The 20,327-nt window shown below is 67.4% G+C and carries 16 protein-coding genes; 9 read left to right on the forward strand and 7 right to left on the reverse strand.

Annotated features, from left to right (window positions below):
- Positions 1-39: 39 nt before the first annotated feature.
- Positions 40-1,584: an LCP family protein gene (locus tag ABD848_RS15915; RefSeq protein WP_344972639.1), complete on the reverse strand. Its 1,545-nt coding sequence runs from the start codon at positions 1,582-1,584 to the stop codon at positions 40-42.
- Between the two features lie 353 nt (positions 1,585-1,937).
- Between ABD848_RS15915 and ABD848_RS15920 the strand changes: the two genes are divergently transcribed.
- The 6 genes from ABD848_RS15920 (at position 1,938) to ABD848_RS15945 (ending at position 9,995) form a co-directional block, all read left to right on the forward strand.
- Positions 1,938-2,939 carry a glycosyltransferase family 2 protein gene (locus tag ABD848_RS15920; protein WP_344972762.1) on the forward strand — a complete coding sequence of 334 codons (1,002 nt, stop codon included), beginning with the start codon at positions 1,938-1,940 and terminating at the stop codon, positions 2,937-2,939.
- A gap of 380 nt (positions 2,940-3,319) precedes the next feature.
- Positions 3,320-4,420, forward strand: coding sequence for an acylneuraminate cytidylyltransferase (locus ABD848_RS15925; protein ID WP_344972641.1), 1,101 nt, complete (start codon positions 3,320-3,322; stop codon positions 4,418-4,420).
- A 7-nt stretch (positions 4,421-4,427) separates the two neighbouring features.
- Positions 4,428-5,333 (forward strand): N-acetylneuraminate synthase family protein, encoded by a 906-nt coding sequence (locus tag ABD848_RS15930; protein WP_344972643.1) that lies wholly within the window; start codon positions 4,428-4,430, stop codon positions 5,331-5,333.
- Positions 5,334-5,345: 12 nt separating this feature from the next.
- The gene (locus ABD848_RS15935) at positions 5,346-6,401 is read left to right on the forward strand and encodes a glycosyltransferase family 2 protein (protein ID WP_344972645.1); all 1,056 of its coding nucleotides are present in this window, start codon (positions 5,346-5,348) and stop codon (positions 6,399-6,401) included.
- Positions 6,398-7,768 carry an alpha-2,8-polysialyltransferase family protein gene (locus ABD848_RS15940; protein WP_344972647.1) on the forward strand — a complete coding sequence of 457 codons (1,371 nt, stop codon included), beginning with the start codon at positions 6,398-6,400 and terminating at the stop codon, positions 7,766-7,768. Before ABD848_RS15935 ends, ABD848_RS15940 begins: the two co-directional genes overlap by 4 nt.
- Positions 7,769-7,922: 154 nt before the next feature.
- Entirely contained in the window at positions 7,923-9,995 is a 2,073-nt protein-coding gene (locus ABD848_RS15945; protein WP_344972649.1) for an acyltransferase family protein, read from the forward strand.
- Between the two features lie 210 nt (positions 9,996-10,205).
- Here ABD848_RS15945 and ABD848_RS15950 read toward each other — a convergent pair whose 3' ends face one another.
- The 6 genes from ABD848_RS15950 to ABD848_RS15975 all read right to left on the reverse strand — a co-directional run bounded on the left by ABD848_RS15950 (position 10,206) and on the right by ABD848_RS15975 (position 16,945).
- Entirely contained in the window at positions 10,206-11,507 is a 1,302-nt protein-coding gene (locus ABD848_RS15950) for a DUF6716 putative glycosyltransferase (RefSeq protein WP_344972651.1), read from the reverse strand.
- Between the two features lie 18 nt (positions 11,508-11,525).
- Positions 11,526-12,620 (reverse strand): hypothetical protein, encoded by a 1,095-nt coding sequence (locus tag ABD848_RS15955; protein WP_344972653.1) that lies wholly within the window; start codon positions 12,618-12,620, stop codon positions 11,526-11,528.
- 213 nt (positions 12,621-12,833) lie between these two features.
- On the reverse strand, positions 12,834-14,066 hold the full coding sequence (gene manA / locus ABD848_RS15960; protein WP_344972655.1) for a mannose-6-phosphate isomerase, class I: 1,233 nt from the start codon (positions 14,064-14,066) through the stop codon (positions 12,834-12,836).
- Between the two features lie 201 nt (positions 14,067-14,267).
- A complete protein-coding gene (locus tag ABD848_RS15965; protein WP_344972657.1) occupies positions 14,268-15,218 on the reverse strand; it encodes a class I SAM-dependent methyltransferase in 951 nt (316 codons plus the stop codon).
- A gap of 198 nt (positions 15,219-15,416) precedes the next feature.
- Complete coding sequence (locus tag ABD848_RS15970) at positions 15,417-16,175, reverse strand: glycerophosphodiester phosphodiesterase (RefSeq protein ID WP_344972659.1); 759 nt, start codon at positions 16,173-16,175, stop codon at positions 15,417-15,419.
- Positions 16,172-16,945: an IspD/TarI family cytidylyltransferase gene (locus ABD848_RS15975; RefSeq protein WP_344972661.1), complete on the reverse strand. Its 774-nt coding sequence runs from the start codon at positions 16,943-16,945 to the stop codon at positions 16,172-16,174. The genes ABD848_RS15970 and ABD848_RS15975 overlap by 4 nt, the downstream gene beginning before the upstream one ends.
- A 539-nt stretch (positions 16,946-17,484) precedes the next feature.
- Between ABD848_RS15975 and ABD848_RS15980 the strand changes: the two genes are divergently transcribed.
- The 3 genes from ABD848_RS15980 to ABD848_RS15990 all read left to right on the forward strand — a co-directional run bounded on the left by ABD848_RS15980 (position 17,485) and on the right by ABD848_RS15990 (position 20,325).
- Positions 17,485-18,303, forward strand: coding sequence for an ABC transporter permease (locus ABD848_RS15980; RefSeq protein ID WP_344972663.1), 819 nt, complete (start codon positions 17,485-17,487; stop codon positions 18,301-18,303).
- Positions 18,304-19,116 carry an ABC transporter ATP-binding protein gene (locus ABD848_RS15985; RefSeq protein ID WP_344972665.1) on the forward strand — a complete coding sequence of 271 codons (813 nt, stop codon included), beginning with the start codon at positions 18,304-18,306 and terminating at the stop codon, positions 19,114-19,116. It begins immediately after the preceding gene.
- Positions 19,117-19,500: 384 nt separating this feature from the next.
- Positions 19,501-20,325: a hypothetical protein gene (locus tag ABD848_RS15990; protein ID WP_344972667.1), complete on the forward strand. Its 825-nt coding sequence runs from the start codon at positions 19,501-19,503 to the stop codon at positions 20,323-20,325.
- Positions 20,326-20,327 lie beyond the last annotated feature (2 nt).

Below are 20,327 nucleotides of genomic sequence, written 5' to 3' on the forward strand. Positions count from 1 at the left end.
CAGGGCCGAAACCAGGGGTGACCGTGGGTGGGGCGGTACTCATGGGCACACCTTTTGCCGCGCCGTCGACGTCTGCACCGTGCCACCCCCCGCTGCGGCGGAGGGAGCTGAGTCCAGCTCCGAACTCGGCTGTGGTGCGACGACACGGCTGAAGTCGGCTCCCAGCACTACCTGGATACGCTCGTTGAGGCTGGCGTCGACCTCCAGGCGCGCCCCGGGTACGGCCGCGCTGACCATCCGTGCCGCCTTGGCCTGCTCCGGCGCGTGCCGGATCACCGTCTGCGACACGTCGTGTGTCGACCAGTTGCGCGCCTGAGCCGCGATGGTGAAACCGGCGGCGGCCAGCTCGCCGCTGACCCGCCCGGCCAAGCCGGGAGTGCCGACGCCGTTGAACACCCGAACCGCGATGTCGCCGCGTTCGAGTGGCTCTGCTGTCTTGGCGGCGTCGACGTCGTCTTTGGGTTGGGCCCCCACCGGTTCGTCGTTGGCGATGCGGTCGAACATCCTGGCGGCGGCTGGTTCGTCCCATTTGATCGCCACATCCCCGCGTGGGGTCCAGTAGTCCACCTGCGCCACCGGCACCTGGGTGAACGTCACGTCATTGAGGTCGATCGCGCGCAGTTGGTTGCCGAGTTGGCTGATCGTCGAGGTGGTCAGTCCCTTGTCGACCGTGATCGAGCCCAACGCGGTGTCGAGGAAATCGGTGAATTTTTCCGGCGTGCGCAACGTGTCGGAGCTGAGCGCCTTGTCCAGCAACGCCGACATCACCTGGTGCTGCCGGTCGATCCGGTCCAAGTCCCCACCGGCGGACTTGCGGGTGCGCGCGAACGCCAAGGCCGTGGCACCATCGACGCTGTGGGTGCCCCTGGCCATGTTCAGCTTGGCCTTCTCGTCATGGATCGGCTGTTCCAGGCACACCTCGATGCCGCCGAGCGCGTTGATGACGTCGACGAAGCCGCCGAAGTCGATTTCAATATAGTGGTCAATCCGGACACCGGTGGTGTTTTCCACGGTCCGCACGGCCAACTGCGGCCCGCCGTAGGCGTAGGCGGCGTTGATCTTGTCGAGACCGTGACCGGCGACCGGAACCCATGAGTCGCGCGGAATCCCCACGACCGTGAGGTGGTCGTGGCTCTCGTTGAGGTGCACCAGCATCATCGTGTCGGAGCGCCCGCCGCCCACATGGCCCACGCCGAGTTCGCTGCGTTGGGCCGAACTCAACCCGTCGCGGCTGTCAGAGCCGATGAGCAACACATTGAGCGTCCCCCGTGGCCCGGCGCTGGGACGGCCCTCCTCAGTGAGACCGGCGAAAACGTCGTAGCGCCGCATCTGCCCCGAGACCCAACTGGTCAGCGCCCACGCCGTTCCTGAGGCCAGCAGAACCACGATCGACATCATCCCCGCCAAGACCACCGAGGCGTGCCGGCGCCGCGCGCGCCGGCTCGGCAACCGCAGCGAATAGCTGCCTGGTGTCCGGGGGCGGCTCGTGGAGCCGCTGGGCGGTACGGGGCTCGAGCGCATCCGCTGGAATTCCGGCACACTCGTGGCCGGCCCTTCCGCGCCGTCGTCTGCCCCGTGGTGCATCGGGTCCTACCTCCAACTCCGTCGGATCGTCCCCAAGATGGTGCGATTGACGTGTTTCCTAGATTGGCAGGCTCCCCTCGTACCGGACCGGTGACGCCGGATCTCGGCGTGTTGACGCATCGTCCACACTGGGTGGGACGCAAAGCCGCGGGGATCGGTTTCCTCGGCGAGGTCGGGCCGAGAAACCCCGACGTCACGCCCGTGCGCCACCACTACGCCAGGGCTTCCCGCGCCAGCGGCTCCCCGGTGGGCGCCGAGCCTGGATATCCTGTTGCCCTTCCCCGCGCGCACGGTGGTGCGAACCCGCGGGGAAGGTGTGCCCGATGTGTTCCCCGAGTTGCTTGGACGTGCCCGTGACCTGGCCGGCCGTATCGGTTGTCATGACTATCCTGAACGAGGAGCGCCACCTTGCGGCGGCCGTACGCCACGTTCTCGATCAGGACTACCCTGGTGAGCTCGAAATGATCGTCGCCGTCGGGCCGGCGACCGACGGCACCCGCGAGGTGGCCGACTCCATCGCCGCAGTCGAACCGCGGGTCAAGGTCGTCGACAACCCCACGGGCCACACCCCCGCCGGGCTGAACGCCGCCATCGCCGCCTCTTCCCACGCCATCGTCGCCCGCATCGACGGTCATGCCATGATGCCTCCCGATTACCTACGGATAGCCGTGGAGACGCTGGAGGAGACAGCCGCTGACAACGTCGGCGGGATCATGGCGGCCGAGGGCGAGACCGACTGGGAACGCGCCGTGGCCGCCGCCATGACTTCCAAGATCGGCGTTGGCAACGCCCGCTTCCACACCGGTGGGGCGGGAGGGCCGGCCGACACCGTCTATCTGGGGGTCTTTCGTCGCTCCGCGCTGGAGCGGGTTCACGGCTACGACGAGGCGTTCCTGCGGGCCCAGGACTGGGAGATGAACTACCGCATCCGCCGTAGCGGTGGCGTCGTGTGGTTCCAGCCGCGGATGCGGGTGTCCTACCGGCCTCGCCCCAACGTCAAGGCGTTGGCCAAGCAGTACTTCCACTACGGCCGCTGGCGCCGCGTCGTGGCGCGCCAGCACAAGGGCACGATCAACCTGCGCTACCTCGCCCCACCTATGGCCGTGCTCGCCATCGTCCTGGGGCTCGTGGCCGGTTTCCTGTACTGGCCGGCCTGGCTCGTCCCGCTTGGCTACCTGCTGGCTGTCACCGCCGCGACCTTCCCCGTGGGCAGGGGGCTGCCGTTGCGGTCGCGGCTATGTGTGCCGGTGGCGCTGGCGACGATGCACATGTCGTGGGGAGTGGGTTTTCTCACCAGTCCGCCAGGGCTTGGCCGCGACTCTCGCACCGTTCGCACCGCTACCGCCGATTCCTAGGACCGGCCACGGGGCTGTGGGCGCGAGGCGCGCCCCGGCCCTGTGGGCCGCGCCACCTTTCCTTCCCCGCTCCGCCATGAACGCCTCGGCGTGACGCTCAAAGCCCCGCATTCTCGGTGACCACCGCGGTCGCCGCCCTGTCGCGTGCCCTAAAGCGGCCGAAACCACCACCACAGCTTCTGTTAACTGATATCCCGGATCAAATTAACCTGCTGGTAGCCTTTCGATGTCAGACTGACTGCCTATGCTCACGTCGGGATGCCCCTTCCCCGACTGATGCGGCTTTCTCGCGTTCTCATCTTCTCCGCGTCAACTCGGGAGTTTTCTCGTTGCGTGTCCTCGCTGTGATCCCCGCTCGGGGAGGGTCAAAAGGCGTCCCATTGAAGAACGTCACCCCAGTTGGGGGGCGTCCGCTCGTCACCCGTGCGGTGGAGTCGTGCCTGCGTGCGACAAGGGTGGATTCCGTCGTCGTCTCCACCGACAGCGACGAGATCGCCGCGGTCGCCCGGCTCGCCGGCGCGCGCGTCGTGGCGCGCCCCGACGAGATCGCCGGGGACACCGCCACGTCGGAGTCGGCGCTGCTGCACACGCTCGATCACCTCGCCGAAGAGGGCGAGCGTCCTGAGGTGACGGTCTTCGTGCAGTGCACGAGTCCGTTCATCGATCCCGAGGACATCGATGCCGCCGTCGACAGCGTCGTGTCCGGACGGGCCGACAGCGTCTTCGCGGCAGTGCAGACCTACGAGTTCCTCTGGCGCGCCGCGCCCGAGGGGGCGCGTGGCATCAACCACGACCACCGCCACCGGCCACGCCGGCAGGACCGCGAGCCGCACTACCGGGAGACGGGCGCGTTCTACGCCTTCCGCACCGAAGGCTTTCGTGAGCATCGTCACCGCTTCTTTGGCCAGATCGGCATCCAGGAAGTACCCGAGACCCACGCCGTCGAAGTTGACACCCCGGCCGAGTTGGAGGTGGTGCGCGCGCTCGCCGCCGTCCTCGACCGGCCACTGCCCGTCGACGTCGACGCTGTGGTCACCGACTTCGACGGGGTGCACACCGACGACGGTGCCCAGGTCGACCAGGAGGGTCGTGAAGCGGTCATCGTCAGTCGTTCCGACGGTATGGGAGTGCGGCTGCTCCGGGAGGCGGGGGTGCGGTTTTGCATCCTCTCCACGGAGGTCAACCCCGTCGTTCGAGCGCGTGCGGACAAGCTCAGGGTCCCCGTGACCCACGGACTGAGCGACAAGCGAGCGGCCCTGCTCAAGTGGATCAGCGATGAGGGCCTCGACCCGGCCCGCGTCGCTTACGTCGGAAACGACGTAAACGACCTCGCCTGCATGGCTGAGGTTGGTTGGCCGATCGCGGTTCCCGACGCCCATTCCCGGGTGCTGGCCGCGGCTCGGCTTGTCCTGTCACGCCCCGGAGGTGCTGGGGCAGTGCGTGAAGTGTGCGACCGCGTTCTCGCGGCACGAAAGGGATAGGGATTTCATGACCCAGAGCACCACGCCCACCAACGCCGCAGTACAGCCCGTGGCGATCGGTGATCAGTTGCTCGGCCCTGGCCAGCCCACCTACGTCATTGGCGAGATCGGGATCAACCACAACGGTGATGTCGACATCGCTCGCCAGCTCATCGATGTGGCAGCCGAGGCCGGTTGCCAGGCCGTAAAGTTCCAGAAGCGGACCCCGGAGATCTGTGTCCCGGTGGAGCAGCAGAGCAAGCTCCGCCAGACTCCGTGGGGCGAGATGACCTATCTGGACTACAAGAAGCGCGTGGAGTTCGGGGAGGAGGAGTACCGCGAGATCGCCAAGTACGTCAGCGAGCGCGGACTCCACTGGTTCGCCTCCCCGTGGGACGTCCCTTCGGTGGAGTTCCTGGAGTCGTTCGACGTCGTGACGCACAAGGTGGCCTCGGCTTCGATCACCGACCACGAGCTGCTGCGCGCTCTTGCCGCGACGGGCAAACCCATCATCCTTTCCACCGGCATGTCCACCATCGAGGAGATCGACGCCGCCGTCGAGATCTTCGACCGCGACAAGCTGGTGATCCTGCACGCGACCTCCACCTACCCGATGCCGGAGGAGGAAGCGAATCTGCGCACGATCCAGACGCTTCGGGAGCGTTACGGCGTTCCGGTCGGCTACTCTGGGCACGAGCGTGGGCTGCAAATCTCGCTGGCGGCGGTCACTCTCGGAGCCGTCGCGGTCGAGCGCCACATCACGCTCGACCGTGCCATGTGGGGATCTGACCACGCGGCATCCTTGGAGCCCACGGGCCTGGAGCACCTGGTGCGCGATATCCGCATCATCGAACGCGCTCTTGGTGATGGCGTTAAGCAGGTCTTCCCCGGCGAAGAGGAGCCGCGCAAGCGGTTGCGCCGGGCCACGGCCTGACGCGAACACCTCGTGGCGGGAGAGGACGACTCTCCCGCCACGCGCCTGTGGCACAGTGTCCAGCCCCCCGAGAACGAGGACCTGGAGAAGTTTCGAGTGACCACGCTGTCGGTCATCGTGCCGGTGCGCAACGTCGCCCCCTACATCGTCGACACTCTCGTGAGCCTGGGGCGCAACGCCCGCAATGACTTTGAATTCATCGTTGTCGACGACGGCTCTACCGATGCCACGCCCGACATGGTCGACGACCGGCGCAGCGCTCTCCCGGCCCTCACGCTGCTGCGTAACAGCGCCTCCGTCGGCCCTTCCGCGGCGCGCAACCGCGCGCTCGCAGCCGCCACGGGCCGCTACATCACGTTCCTGGACGGCGACGACTGGCTGGCGCCCGGCTACCTGCCCCAAGCGGTCGAGGCGATCGAAACGCTCGGGGTCGACTTCATCAAAACCGACCACGTCAAAGCCACCGGCCGCTCCCGCGTGCTGGTCCGTGTACCGGAAGGTCGGCGCAACGTGGCGCTGGCGCCGCGTCCGGGGATCTTGCCTGAGAACGCCACCAGCATGGTCGACTACCCCAACGTGTGGTCGGGAGTCTACGACCGCACCCTGCTCGACCGGGGGCTGCTCACCTTCGCTGAAGACCTGCACACGGCCGAGGACCGGTTGTGGACGTGGCAACTGCACCTGCACGCCGAGAGCTACGCTTCCGTGCCACTGATCGGTGCCTTCTACCGTCGTGAAGTCGCCAACTCGCTCACCCAAGTCGGCGACGAGCGTCAACTCCAGTTCTTCGACGCCCACGACCGCATCTGGCGTGAACTCGACGCGATCGAGGACGGCGAGCGCTACCTGCCCAAACTCATCCGCACCTACTGCGCACTGATCGCCTTCCACCTGAACCGCCTCGACAGATTCACCCCCCGCCTACGGCGCGAACTCAAGTCCCAGGCAGCCCGGCGCCTGCGCGACATGCCCAGCAACCTGCTGGCTCAGACCCTCGCCGCGCTCGGCTCCGAGCGGGAGCGCCTCCTCAACGACCTCCTCGATTTGGAAACGGTGGCCGGACGATGACTCAGATCTTCGTCGCCAGCACGTTCTACGGCGCCATGTCGCTGGCCGCCGCCATCGACGCCGGTCTATTCGGGACGAATGACCAGCGCCGAATCCTGTTGATGTCCAACAACACGGCGGTACCCGAGATCGCCGCTTCGCTCGACGAATCCCCGGGGTTCGCCGCGCTGCGCGACCGTTTCGGCGAGATCCTGTCGTGGAACGAGCTGCTGTGGCCCGCCCACCCCTCCACGTGGAGCCCGCGCAACCAGGACCGCACCCTGCTGTACCGGCTGCTGCGCCACTACTGGAGCCTTGGTGACGAGCCGCTGCATCTGGTCGTGGAGTCGATCCAAGTGCCTCCGGCGCGAGCCCTCGCCGAGATCTTTGAAGACGCCACGATCACCGTCTACTCCGACGGGCTGATGAGCTACGGCCCCAGCCGCGAGTCACCGCCACGCGAGATGGCCACGCGCATCGATCAGGTGCTCTACCTCGATTTGGTCCCCGGCGTGCGCCCCCTGCTGCTCAGCGAGTATCCCGAGGTCGAGTTGGCCACTGTCCCCGCCGACGCCTTCCGCGGTGTGGTCAAGGAAGTGGCTACGCAGGTCGACGCCGAGTCCGTCTTGGCCGACCGCGATCTGTCGGGCGTGCCCATGGTGATCGGCCAATACATGGCCGCTTTGGAGATCATCACCGCCGAAGAGGAAGACGAACTCCACGCCCGGATGCTGCGGGGGATCGCGGCTCAGGGCCACCGGAAAGTGATCTTCAAACCCCACCCCTCCAGCACGACGCGGATGTTTCGGGCGCTGCGCGCCTCCGCGGAGCAGGCCGGGGTGGAGCTCGCTGTCTTGGATGCCCCTTTCCCGGTTGAAGTCTGGTATGAGAAGCTGCGCCCCAGTCTCGTGGTCGGCTGCTTCTCGACCGGGCTGAGCACGGCTGCCTCCTTCTACGACCTGCCCACGGCCACTGTGGGAGCCGAGCTGCCGTTGCAACGGATCACCCCATACCAGAACAGCAACCGCATCCCGATCACCCTCGCCGACGCCGCGATGCCCCGCATGGCGGACAACGGCGACATCCAGCCGCCGCGCATCCCCGCTGAGCGCTTTGCCGAACAGCTCACTCCGCTGCTGTCGGCCATCTCCTACTGCATGCAAAGTTCCACCTACCCGCACCTGCGCGACGCCGCCGTCACCTATCTCAGCCAGCACAGCGAGGCGGAGGTCTCGCGCTACTTCAAGCGGCGCCGCCTCACCGCGCTCCGACTGCCTGGGGCCAGTCAGCGCCGCTACCCCTCCTGGCTCGTCGCCGGGGCACGTAGAATCCGCCCGGGCAAGTCCAGCAAGGACGACAAAGACAGCAAGGAAAACAAGGACAACTAGCGTGCCCCCTCGGGCGTCCCAACCATGACTAACCCCCACCGGGTCCTGGTGAACGCACCAGAGACGTAGCTCGCAGTGAAGGCGTTATCACGCAGCGGCGCGGGTTGGTTGTCTCCCTTCCCCACATCCGCATATCCCCTGAAAGCAGGTAGTCGTGACCGCCGCCCCCACCTCACTGCCCTCAGCCCCCGGCGACAACGCCCCGGGAGCGCGCCCCACCGTGGCCCCGCGTTCGGAGTACCGTCCCGAGGTCCAGGGGCTGCGGGCCGTCGCCGTGCTCCTGGTGGCCGTCTACCACATCTGGCTCGGCCGGGTCTCGGGCGGTGTGGACGTGTTCCTGCTCATCACCGGCTTCCTCATCACCGGCTCACTACTGCGGTCGGTGGAGCGGCAGGGCCGTATCCGCTACCTCGCTTTCTGGACCCGGTTGCTCAACCGCCTCGCCCCCTCGGCAGGGCTCGTCCTGCTGGGCATCCTGACGGCCTCCGCGCTGTGGCTGCCCACGGCGCAATGGCGCGACGTGATCGCCGAGACGTTCGCCGCGGCGCTGTACCACGAGAACTGGTACCTGGCCACGAACGCGGTCGACTACCTGGCCAGAGACAGTTCCATCAGCCCTGTCCAGCACTTCTGGTCGCTGTCCATCCAGGGACAGTTCTACCTGCTGTGGCCGCTGTTGGTGACCCTGGCGGCCGTGATCGCGCGGTGGTGCGGTCAGCCGTTGCGCCGCGTCGTCATGGTCGCGCTCGTCGCCGTCATGGCCGGCTCCCTTGGCTATTCCGTCTGGATCACCGCCACGAATCAGGCGTGGGCCTACTTCGACACGGGAGCGCGACTGTGGGAGTTGGCCTTGGGCGGCATCCTCGCCATCGTGCTGCCCCACCTCGCCTTCTCGCCGCGACTGCGGCTGGCGATGGGCTGGGTCGGTCTTGTGGGCCTGGTCTCGTGTGGCCTGCTCCTCCAGGTCTCCACCCTGTTTCCCGGCTGGATCGCCCTATGGCCCACGGGGGCGGCCGTCTTGGTGATTCTCGCCGGCACCACAGGTAGCCGGTTCGGTGCTGACCGGCTGCTCACCTGGCGCCCCTTGGATTACATCGGTGACCTCTCCTACGCCCTGTACCTGTGGCACTGGCCGGTGCTGGCCATCTACCTGAGCGTGGCCGGCCGCACCGTGGCCTCCCTCCATGGCGGGCTGCTCGTGCTGGCCGTCTCCGTTGCCCTGGCCGCGGCCACGAAATGGCTCATGGAGGACGGGGTGGGACGGCTCACCCGCGGCCGGAAGAGCCTGCTATGGCCGCTGGCCGTGGGGGTGGCCTGTCTGCTTCCCGCGGTGACCGCCGCCGGGGTGTGGGAGAGCCGATTGGATCGCCAGGAACAGGCCCAGGTAGAAACGGCTGACCAACAGCGCGACCGGTACCCCGGCGCCGCCGTGCTCATGCCTGGCTTCTCCGGCACGCTCCCCGAGGCGCCGGTCTTGCCCAGTCCGGTCAACGCCCACAACGATCAGGGCGACAACAAGGAGCCGGGCGGGTGCCACGACCTGTTCGAGGCGACCACCGCCACTCCCTGCGTCGACGGTCCTGCCGACGCCGAGCGCACCCTCGTGCTGGTCGGCCAGTCCCACGCGGCCCACTGGTACACCGCGCTGCGCGACGCCGCCGTGGAGCGGGGGTGGCGGCTCGTCAGCATGACCAAGGACGCCTGCCAGTTCAGCACCGAGCCTTCCTACCGCGGCGAAGACGAGTACCTGGAGTGTGAGCCGTGGAACCAGGATGTGATGCGCCGTATCGCCGATATCGATCCCGACCTCGTCATCACCACCGCCACCCGTTCCAGCGCCGGCAACGGTGAGTCGGTGCTCGACGGCTACGCCCAGCGGTGGCGGGAACTCGACGCCATGGGCATCCCGGTGCTCGGCATCCGCGACACGCCGCGAATGGCCACCTCCGCGGCGCAGTGCGTCGCCGAACACGGCCCTGACGCCGCCGAGTGCACCACCGATTTCACCCGCTCGCTCGCCGAGGTGCCTCCTTATGAGGGCATGGCGGGTGTGCCCGCATCGATGTCCTTCATCGACCTCAACGACTACTTCTGCCCGCAGCGCCGCTGCCAGTCGGTGATCGGCAACGTGCTCGTCTACTACGACGACTCCCACATCACTGCCACCTACTCTGCGACCCTGGCCCCGGTGGTGGGCGCCGAGATCGAGCGCGTCACCGGTTGGTAGGGCCGGCCGGTCGCGCTGCGCCCCGCCTTCCCTGCCCGCACCTCGGCTAGGTTCTGTTGCTCGGACGGCTGGGGTGGGGGCTGGGGGTGTGCTTCGTCGGCTCGTGCCTCGATCGCTGCGCGATCTCGCCGGCCTGCGAACGCGCCGGCGGACGCGCTCACCCGCGTGTGCTCACCGCCGGCCCTCGCCGCCCTTCCAAAAACAGCACCTCTAGGACAAGATCTTGCGCACCCTTTTGCGCATCCGGCCGATCGTGCGCAGTGTGCTCGGCGGTACCTCCAGCCGTAGCCGGGCCCGGCGCCGCGCTGCGACGTCGGCGGGGGCGTTCAGCAACGCTGGACGGTCGGGCAGTGCGCCCGTGCGGCGCTGCTCGACGAGTTTCGCCAGGCATTCGGCCCAGTCGTTCGCCGCGGGGGAGTGGAAATAGTTCGCGGCGCACCACTGGGGGCTGGGGTGGTTGAAACGGCCGTGCCGCAGGTCATCGAGTGTCCCGAGCGTGCCACTGTCCTCGAACACCAGGTTGATCATCTCCGCGCTGACCCCGAAGTCCGACAGCACCAAAAGCGGCACCTCGTGGGTGATGGCCTCCAGCGCCGCCGTGGAGCTGACGGTGACGAACCCCACCGCGTGGGCAAGGTGGTCGCGCATCGAGCCGTCGGCGAAGGTGACGACCCCGGCCTCGACCTCGCCGGCGGCCACCAACTCCTGCCACAGCGTTTCGTAGTGGTGATGCTCGCGGTGCGTCTGCTGCTCGTGCGCGCGGGCTCGGAGCTTCACCACGACGTCCAACTCGGGCCGGTTCGCGGCGAGTGCGGTCAAGGCCCGCAGGATGGCGACGCGCTCATCCCGCTCCACCGGCACCTTGGCCTGGGTGGCGAACACCACGCGGTTACGCTGCCCGGTGACGGCCGTCCCGGGGAGAGGATCGCCGGTCGCCCTCGCGCCCTCACGAGCCACGTCGGTGGGGGCGGGGCCGGAGCCGTCGGCTCCCGGGGCCGGGCTACCACTGAGAAACGGCAGGGTGGCCAACGCGACCGATCCGGTCGCGCCCACCTCAGCGCCCACATCGCGGAAGTCGGCGACCTCGTGGGTGCTGTGCACCACGAACAAGTCCACCTGCCCGCGGTAGAGCCACGCCTTCTGGGTGGCGGGAACGGAGATGCCGGGCAGGCCGGAGACGAAGACCGGTCGTGGCCGCAGGTCCCCTAGGACACTGTTGACCAAAACGTCGACTACCGGTCCGGTGCAGGCCAACACGACGGCGTCGGGCCGGTTGCGGCGTAGCGACCGCCGTAGGGCGTGCGCGGAGAGCACCTGGGGCGGGGACTCCTGGACCCGCGTGCCCTGCACCGCCGCGCGCATCTGGGAGGCTGAGGGGGCGATGGGGGTACGTACGACCGCGAGTTCGCCGCTCCACCCCGCCGGGAGGCCGTCGAGGAGTCCCGCGGCCCATTTCAGGTAGGAGTCGGAGTCGGCGATCGCCAGGACGTGGACATCACCACGCTCGGTCAAGGAGGGGCCTCCGCGCTGTCAGTGGTCGTTGTCGATGGCGCCCCCGGAGGGGGCCGTGTCCCCCACGCTGGCGATCTCGCCGCCGGCGCTACCGGTGGGATCGCTGACGAACGTGCTCAGATGCGCGCGCAGCGCTGGGCTGGCCAGCGGGGTCCACCAGTCGTGCGGCACGTCGACCGCGTCGATGCGCACGCCGCGCGCGCCGAGGAGGACACGCAACGATGTTACGGCCGTCGACGGCAAGCTCACGACACGGTGCTCGGCGGTGAGGGCGCGCAGCCCCATCTCGACAGGCAGACCGTCGTGCACGATCCGCACGCCCGGCATCTGGCGCAACGGCCCCAGGGTCCGCTCGTCCTCGCGCCGGTGTGGGTAGTAGACCACCGGCTCCGCCGCGGCGTGGGAGGCCACCCATTCCAGGTAGCGATCGGCGTGGATCAAACCGTCGTTGACCATCGCCGCGCCCAACAGCACCCGCCGCTCTGGGGGAGCGCCTAGGTCGGGTTGTGAGCGCAGCCACGCGAAGTCGTGCTGGACGACGTTGATCCCCCTCCGCTCGGCACCCCGAGCCAGCTCCTCGGGCAACGGCAGCACCGTGAAAACCGTGAGACGCCCTTCACGGGCCGCGGAACGCAGCCGTAGAGAAGTGATGAGGCCCAGGGCTTTGCGTGAGGCAGTGGCCGGTACACGGGCGCGCACAAGGGGCACCGGGTGGGGGCGTACCAAGAGCCGCAGCAGGTGCAAGGTTGCCAGGCCGTCGTCGACGATGACGCAGTGCTGCCGGGAGGCCCGCAGCAGGCTCCGCTGCACTTGCCCGGAGAAGGCGTCACCGATGAACCAGGCGCGGTTGTCCGTCCGCGAGCCGTGCGGTTGCTCGCGAGCCGGCAGCACCGTCAGGTTCGGTGGTGGTCCCATCCGCTCGATCTCGGCCACGGTGGTGGCCAGGGCGCCGGCCCCCTGGCGGGGCACCACCTCACAGCGCTGGGCGAAACCACCGCTGTGGTGGGCTTCCAGGACCGACAGGAATTGTAGTGGTGTTTCTACCCATGCCGTTGCCGTGGTCAGATCACGGTCCCCGACTTCGGTCAAGGGGGTGGCGAGCTTGTTGTTCACAGGGAATGCCTCGTCACTTCTGTGCGCCGCAACGGTCACGTGTCAATAGTGAATCGAGGACTCGGAGTATCGGCGAGATAACACAAAGGCCACAGGTGGCAAAGAATAGTGGTGTAAAATAACCATATTTATGACTTCTGATTGAACTGTGAGTTAATTCTGGGCAGGATGGTGCGCTGCATACTTAGGGGACGAAGGGGACGGAGTTGAGGTTCACATCTGGGCTGCTCCCACCTGCCCGACCGCCGCTGTGATCACCCGCCCCTGGCCGTCCACCTCGATCCGCCCATGGGAGGCGGGAACGAAAGCCGATTCGCCACGCTCCAGCGTCAACCCAGTGGTCCCCGTGGCGTCGCTCAGCCGCACCGCTCCTTCCAGAGCGAGCACGATGACCGGCCCCTCGGGCAGGCGGCACGCGCTGTGCTCGGGCACGCTCGTCGAATCGGGCGAGATGACCGACAGCGCGAAGTCGGCGATGTCGGGGCGATAGTCCAACCGCCCGGGTGCCGTCTCGTGCTGGGCGTGCACATAGGGGATGGGAAGGACGGCGAAGTCCACGACGTCGAGTAGCTCTTCGGCGTCGACGTGCTTGGGGGTGAGCCCGGCGCGGAGCACATTGTCCGAGCACGCCATGACCTCCACGGCGGTACCGCTCAGGTAGGCGTGCACGTTTCCCGCCGGCAGGAACAGCGCTTCTCCCGGCGCCAGGGTGAGGTGGTTGAGCAACAGCGCTGCCACGGCTCCCGGGTCGCCCGGATAGCGTTGGGCCAGATCGAGGGCCACTGTCACGTTGCCGCTATGACCGCAGTGTTCGGTGCGTCGCGCGAGTTCGCTCACCAAGGCTGCCACCGCGTCGGCGCGGTGCTCGCGGGGCAGGGTGAGCAGTCGGGTCATCGCCGCCCGCAGCGCCGCCTCCGCCGTGGGGGCGGCCAGGTCCGTGCGTAGCGCGACGGCCAGGTCCGAGGTGAGCCCCTCCAGTTCGGCCAGCGCGTGGGCGGGGGGACGAAAGCCGCACAGCGCTTGGAAATCCTCCAGCGCCAGCACCAACTCCGGCTTGTGGAAGGGGTCCTTGTAGTTGCGATGCGGCGCGTCAAGGGCAATCCCGGCGGCGTTCTCGGCCGCGTAGCCGCGTTGTGCGCGCTCACTAGAGGGGTGGGCCTGCAACGACAACGGCTCTTGGGCGGCCAGGAGTTTCAGCAGAAACGGCAGTCGCTTGCCGAACCGCAGCGCGACCTCCTCACCCAGCATCTCCTGGGGGCACTCGGCGATGGCCGTATCGAGTGCTACCGAGCCGGTTGCGGTAACGATGTGGCTCGGTGCGCTCCCATGGGCACCCAGCCACAGTTCGGCCTGTGGTTGCCCGGTGGGCTCGACCCCCAGCAGTCGCGGGATCGCGGTCGTCGACCCCCATGCGTACGAGCGCACTTGGTTGGCCAACCGCCACATCGTCAGGCCTTTCGACGGAAGAGCAGTGGGACACTGGCCGGCTGGTGAGCGGCCAGTAGCCGTTACGCTACCTCCACAAATGGGAAGAAATGCCTGCCTAGCGGGGTATGCCCTGACGTTCCCGAGCGCGTCATAGATTGTTCACTTGGGAGCAGCTTTGCGATCGCTTGTTTTCAAGTCCATGGCTACCTGGGCATGGCCTTAGGTGGCTCGCAGGAAGGCGCTGGTGGCGACTGAGCCAAGGAACTCGAAACGGTCGGAGTCCTGTAGGTGGCCTTCAGCGGCCTTGGTCACACCGGGCCACTTGGTGTCGCCGTAGTCGTCCAGAACCACGATGGCGCCGGGGGCCACGAGTTTTTCCGCCCATTCCAGATCGGCGCGGACCCCTTCTTCGGTGTGGTCGCCGTCGATGATCACGACCCCGTACTCGCGATCCGACAGCTCCGCGCGTGCCGCGGGATCGGTGGAGTAGCCACGCCTGATCCGGACGCGCTCCTCGGGCACGCCTCCCAACGCGAGGTTGGCCCGCAGCACGGGCTCTGAGACGGGAGAGCCTGAACGGTCGCTGCCGTTGGGCCGCCCCGGCTGTATCTGAACGTCGACGAGCGGGTCGACGATGCTCAACCGGTAGTCGACCCCGTAGCGCGTCATCTGGCGGGCCATGCAACAGGAGAACAGCCCGAAGAGAGTCCCGATCTCCAGAACCTGGCCGTTGGGGGGAGCGAGCAGCGGCGTGGTCACCAGCTTTCCCAGGACGTTCATCGTGCCGCCGGCGATCCGGCCGACGCCACGCAGCTCCACCTCGACAATGGAGCGGTAGGCCTGCACCACCGCCGCATGGGGCGACTCGACACCAGTGACCGCCCTGATCTCCTTCTCCAGGTGGGCGATCTGTTTGCTCGTGGGGCGCCGGTTGCCGCGCCCGCCGAGATCACCGAAGAGCAGTTCGGTGTAGTGCAGCTCGTACCGCAACGCCTCGACCTGCTTGCGCAGCTCGGCGACCTCGGCGTGCACTCCTGAATCGTGACCGCTGCCGGTGGTCGTGGGGCTTTTCGCGGTGTCCTTCGCGGTGATGCGCCCCCGAGCCTCTAGCCGCCGTAGCGCCGGAGCGAACAGCCGTTTGACCGGAGCGGTGGAAAGTAGAGATGACATAACGCTATGGGATCATAATCCCTCGCCCCCTACCACAGATACCTTTGAGTTTCCTGAGAAAGTTGCTCACACTTCGGGCAATCCGCCTGTCAGATATGGTCCACGTCACATTGGGCGGCAAGCATTGGGCAATTTCTCATTTCGGCGCAACCGTGCGAAGAGCTCTAGGGCTCTCCGCACTCCTCAGTCCGGGGAGCCCTAGAGCCCCCTCAGCGCCTCACGGGTCCCCGCGATATCGTCGACGACCACCGCGTCCACGCCCGCGGCGGCGAACATCGCCGCCTCCTGCGGCGTCGGACACCACAGCACCACTTCCATACCGGCACGGTGGGCCAACTCCGCGGTGTACTTCGCGTCGCGGTACCCCGAATGCTGGAGTTTATCGGGGTCGCCAAAAGAACGCGCATCAATGGCCACGGCCTCGCACCCCATCCCGGCCGCCCCGGCCACGGCCTGGTCGGGCGGGTTGCGCACGAACGGCATCCACGCCGTCGCGATCCCGCGCACGCCCTTGCGGATCGCCGGCAACACCGCGGGATCGAAAGAGCACACCAGCAACGAGCGCCGGCGTACCTCCCGCCGCAGCAGTGGGGCCAGGAGCGCTACGGTGCGCTGCGCCGGTTCGGCCACAGCGTCTTCCATCACGGTCTTGACATCGACGTCCACGCCCACATGAGCTGGAACCGCCTCAAAGATCTCGGCCAACGTCGCCAGTCCGAACGACCGGCACGTCGAGGCGGAAACATCCACGATGGCCTGCCCGTCGGCGAGTACCGGCTCGTGATGGGCCATCAGCACGCCGTCGGCGCTGCGCCGTACATCGATCTCGACCCACGTGGCTCCGGCCTCCACCGCGGCGAGCGCCGAAGCCACTGTGTTCTCGGCGCTCTCCCGGTCCGCGGCGCCGTCCCTGCCGGCGCCGCGGTGCCCGATGATCTCGGTCGCCGTGAAGATCACACACCCTCCTTGTTCGCTTTGGCCGTACGGGTCCGCACCCGCAGCAGTGCCTCGGCGATCTCCAGGTCGCCCGGGTGCGTCACTTTGAGGTTGGCTTCGTCGCCGGGGACGAGGTGGACCTCTTCCTCCGGCAGATAGCGCAGCACGACCCCACAGTCGTCGGTGGCGACCAAGTCCGGATCGCGCATGGCACGTTCGTAGGCGCGGCGGATTACGCCGAGTCGGAAGCCCTGCGGTGTCTGCATGCACCGCAGCCAGGCCCGCGGTGGAACATCGCGGATCACCTCGCTTTCGGCCGGCCCCGGAGCCGCCTGCACCACGGTGTCGGTCGCGGGAACCGCCACTCCCACCGCACCCGCTGAGGACAGCGCGTCGACGCACGCCTGGATCGTCTCGGGGGAGACCAGCGGTCGGACGGCGTCGTGGAGGAGGACGAGCTCGTCGTCGCCGGCCGGGGACAGTGCCGCCAGTGCCGCCAGCGACGTCGCGGTCCGGTTCTGGCCACCCGGCACGACCTGCGATACCTTCGCCAGGCCACGCTCGGCGACCAGCGTCTCGACCGTCTCGACGTGATCGGGGACCATGCATACCACGACGTCGTCGACGTCGGGCGCCGCGCAGAAGGCGGTGATCGTGTGCTCGATGACAGTCCTGCCCGCCAGCGGCAGCAGTTGCTTGGGGCGGGAACCTCCCATGCGCGCTCCGACACCACCGGCCAGCACCGCCGCCGTCACCTTGGGCCGTCGCGCATATGGAACACCGGTTGTCATGACTTCCTAGTCTTCCACTTCAGTGGGTCGTCGGAGGCAGATCCTCCGGATCGAAGGCTGAGACTAGCGGACTGCCCATCTGGCGTCCGAGATACCCAACAATGGCCTAACGATTGGTTGCTCAGACAGTACCCAATGAGATTTGTCAGAATTGAGGGGCCAGGTGCGGGCTGTAAGCAGTGGCCGGGCGAGGGTAATCTGAGGGCGCCTGGATCGATCTCCGGTTGGCACGTGTGCCAAGATCGGACGTTGAGCCCGGCACTGACGAGTTCACGACCTAGTTCACGACGTGACTGTGGCTCGTGACGATCTCTCAGGTAGCCCCTGACCCTCAAGAACCGTGCTGCCGCCGCGCCGCAGCGTGGTGACAGACGCGCGAGTGTCGTGCGGACGCCCCGCGAGCTTTACGTGTCGGCCGGCACTGCCGCCCATGGTGCCGATTCCACGGCACCGGTGTCCCGCTTCGCCGGTCAACCGAAACCTGTGGTGGCAAAAGGCGCGCGACGGATGATGACGACTGCACCCCAGAGGAGGTGGCGGTGGCGTCGAAGGCGCTGGCCGTCTGGCGGAACCGGCAGGTAGTGAGCCTTCTGGTTCGGCGCGACCTGAAAGTCAAATACCAGCAATCGATCCTGGGATACGCCTGGTCACTCCTAGAGCCCCTGGCGATGGCGGGGATCTACTACTTCGTCTTCGGGGTGCTCTACAACTCGCGGGTGGCACCCGGCGGCGAGGAGGCTCCCGGCGGTTATCCGCTGTATCTCCTGGCGGGCCTGTTGCCCTGGATGTGGTTCAGCGGGGCCATGAGTGACGCCAGTCGAGCCCTGATCACCCACGCCAAACTCATCACCACGATGAAGGTGCCGCGGGAGATCTTCCCGTTCTCCGTCGTCTTAACCAAGTTCGTCGAGTACATGCTCACCTGGCCGGTGCTGCTGGTGTTCGTCCTCTTCTTGGGCGGACAGACCGGCTGGAACGTCTTGTGGCTGCCGATGGCGGTCATGGTCCAGTTCCTGTTCCTCCTGGGAGTCACGCTGCTGCTGTCCTCTTTGAACGTCCTGCTGCGTGACATCGAACGGATGATCCGTATCCTGAACCGGGTACTGTTCTACTCTTCGCCCATTCTCTATCCGATGCACGTCGTGATGACCGCGGAGAAGATACCGGAGTGGTTTAAGACGGTGTACACGATGAACCCGCTGGTAGGGATCTTCCAGATGCACCACACGGTGTGGTTCCCAACGGAAACACCAAGCACGCTGATGCTTACCTCGACCCTCGTGTGGACCGCCGTCATACTGATTGCCGGCTACATGACCTTCCGGCGTCTTGAGACCGCGATCCTGAAGGAGCTGTAAATGGCGGAGTCGGTTATTGAGGCCAATGGGCTTGGCGTCAAGTTCGCGATGAACCGCCGGCGCAAGCGCAGCCTGCGCGAGATGTTCATCCACGGCAACAAACGCGATCCCAACAAGGGTAACGACTTCTGGGCACTGCGGGACGTCTCCTTCGAGATCGCCCAAGGCGACTGTGTGGGCATCGTCGGCAAGAACGGCACGGGTAAGTCCACGCTGCTCAAGATCATCGCGGGTGTGCTCATGCCCGACGAGGGCACCGTCACGGTACGCGGCAAGGTCGCTCCGTTGCTGGAGTTGCGCGCGGGCTTCTCCGACCAGCTCACCGGCCGCGAGAACCTCTACCTCGTGGGCTCGCTCCACGGGCTCAGCCAGAAGGTTCTCGATGAGAAGTTCGACTCCATCGTCGACTTCGCGGAGGTGCGCGACTTTATCGACACGCCGGTACGCCACTACTCCAGCGGCATGAAGGTGCGGCTGGGGTTCGCGCTGATCTCGCAGTTGCAGCATCCGATCATGCTGGTCGACGAGGTGCTGGCGGTGGGAGACAAGGCCTTCCGCAAAAAGTGCTACGACACCATCGAAAAGATGCTGGAGAACAACCGCACGATGGTGCTGGTCTCCCACAGCGAGGGCGACCTCAAGCGCTTCTGCAACCGCGGCCTCTACATCCGCCAGGGCGAACTGGTCCACGACAGCGACATCGTCTCGGCGCTGGAGGCCTACAACGCCGACACCAAGGCCGAGATCGAAGCGAAGAAACAGCAGGCGGAGGCGGAGAAGACGAAGACGTCGGGCGACGGCAAGGCCGCCTAGCCTTAGGTTCTGCTTTTGGGAAGGACAGTGAGGGCGGGCGGTGGGCACAAGCGGGTGACCCCCTTGGCTGGTGGCCCGGAGCCTGCGTTATTCCATCCAGGGCGAGGACAGGCGGTGGGCACGAACGGGTGAGCACCCCCGCAGGCTGGCGGGATCGCGCAGCGATCGAGGCACGAGCGAACGAAGAACGCCCCCACGGTCCCGCACCCCAGCCGTTTGAAAAACAGAACTTAGATCGGTTCGTGCCTGCCCCCGTCGTAGGCGAGCCCTCACCGGCAGCGGCTCCCGATTCCCCGCCGTGCCGCGCGGCGCGCTTGCCAACCCCCACTCCCCTCGGGGACGGTAGCCACGGAGCGCTCGGGAAGGTGCGGGGAGGATAAGGCCGTGACGAATACCGGCTCGCTCGCCGGCCACCTGCTGCGGCCGGTCACCGAGCCGCTGGCACAGTGGGCGGCCCGAAGCGCACTGACCCCCACGCGCGTCCACGAGATCACGCTTTTGCTGGCGGTACTCGCGGCGGTGTGGTTCACCGGCGGCGGCCCCCTCCATACGGCTATCGGAGCCGTCGTGCTGGCCGCGGTGCTCCTGGCCGACGCCTTCGCCGCCGAATTGCCCGAGGGACACGACGACGCGCTCGCCCTGTGGTTCGGTCCGCTCGCCCGCGGGCTGCGAGAGTACATCGTCTATGCCGGAGTCGCAGTCGGTGGGCTCGCCACCGTCGGCGGCGACGTGTGGGGGTGGGCCACCGGCGCGATCCTCGCCCATGCGCTGCGGACCTCAGTAAGCACCGCTCGCCGGGCCGAGCCCGCCCCGGCGAGCGGTGGTGCCCAGCAACCGGCGGAGCCGCTGCCGGCGACGGCGGGGGGCCGCTCCGCGCGTCCCTTGTCGCCGATCGACGCGGTCGACCCGAGCCGCTCGACCGTGCCGGAGCACGCCGACCTGTCGCTGACCGACGAACTCCTCGGCGCCCCCCGCAACCAGCCGGCCCACACCAGTGCGAACGGCCGCCGCCAGTGGCCCCGCCGGCCGCGGCGCGGCCCGCGCGTCGCCACCGTTGCCTGGTTCTCTCAGCCCACACGTTTTGCGGTGCTCGCTGTCACTCCTGTGGTGTGGGATGCTCGCGCCGCCTTTCTCATACTGATAGTCGGTTGTGCCCTTGCCGTGATCGTGCGGTCGGTGGGGCGCCCGACGCCCGACGTCGACCGGTAGCT

Origin of the sequence: Salinactinospora qingdaonensis, assembly GCF_039539445.1 — a bacterium.
Taxonomy (GTDB): Bacteria; Actinomycetota; Actinomycetes; order Streptosporangiales; family Streptosporangiaceae; genus Salinactinospora; species Salinactinospora qingdaonensis.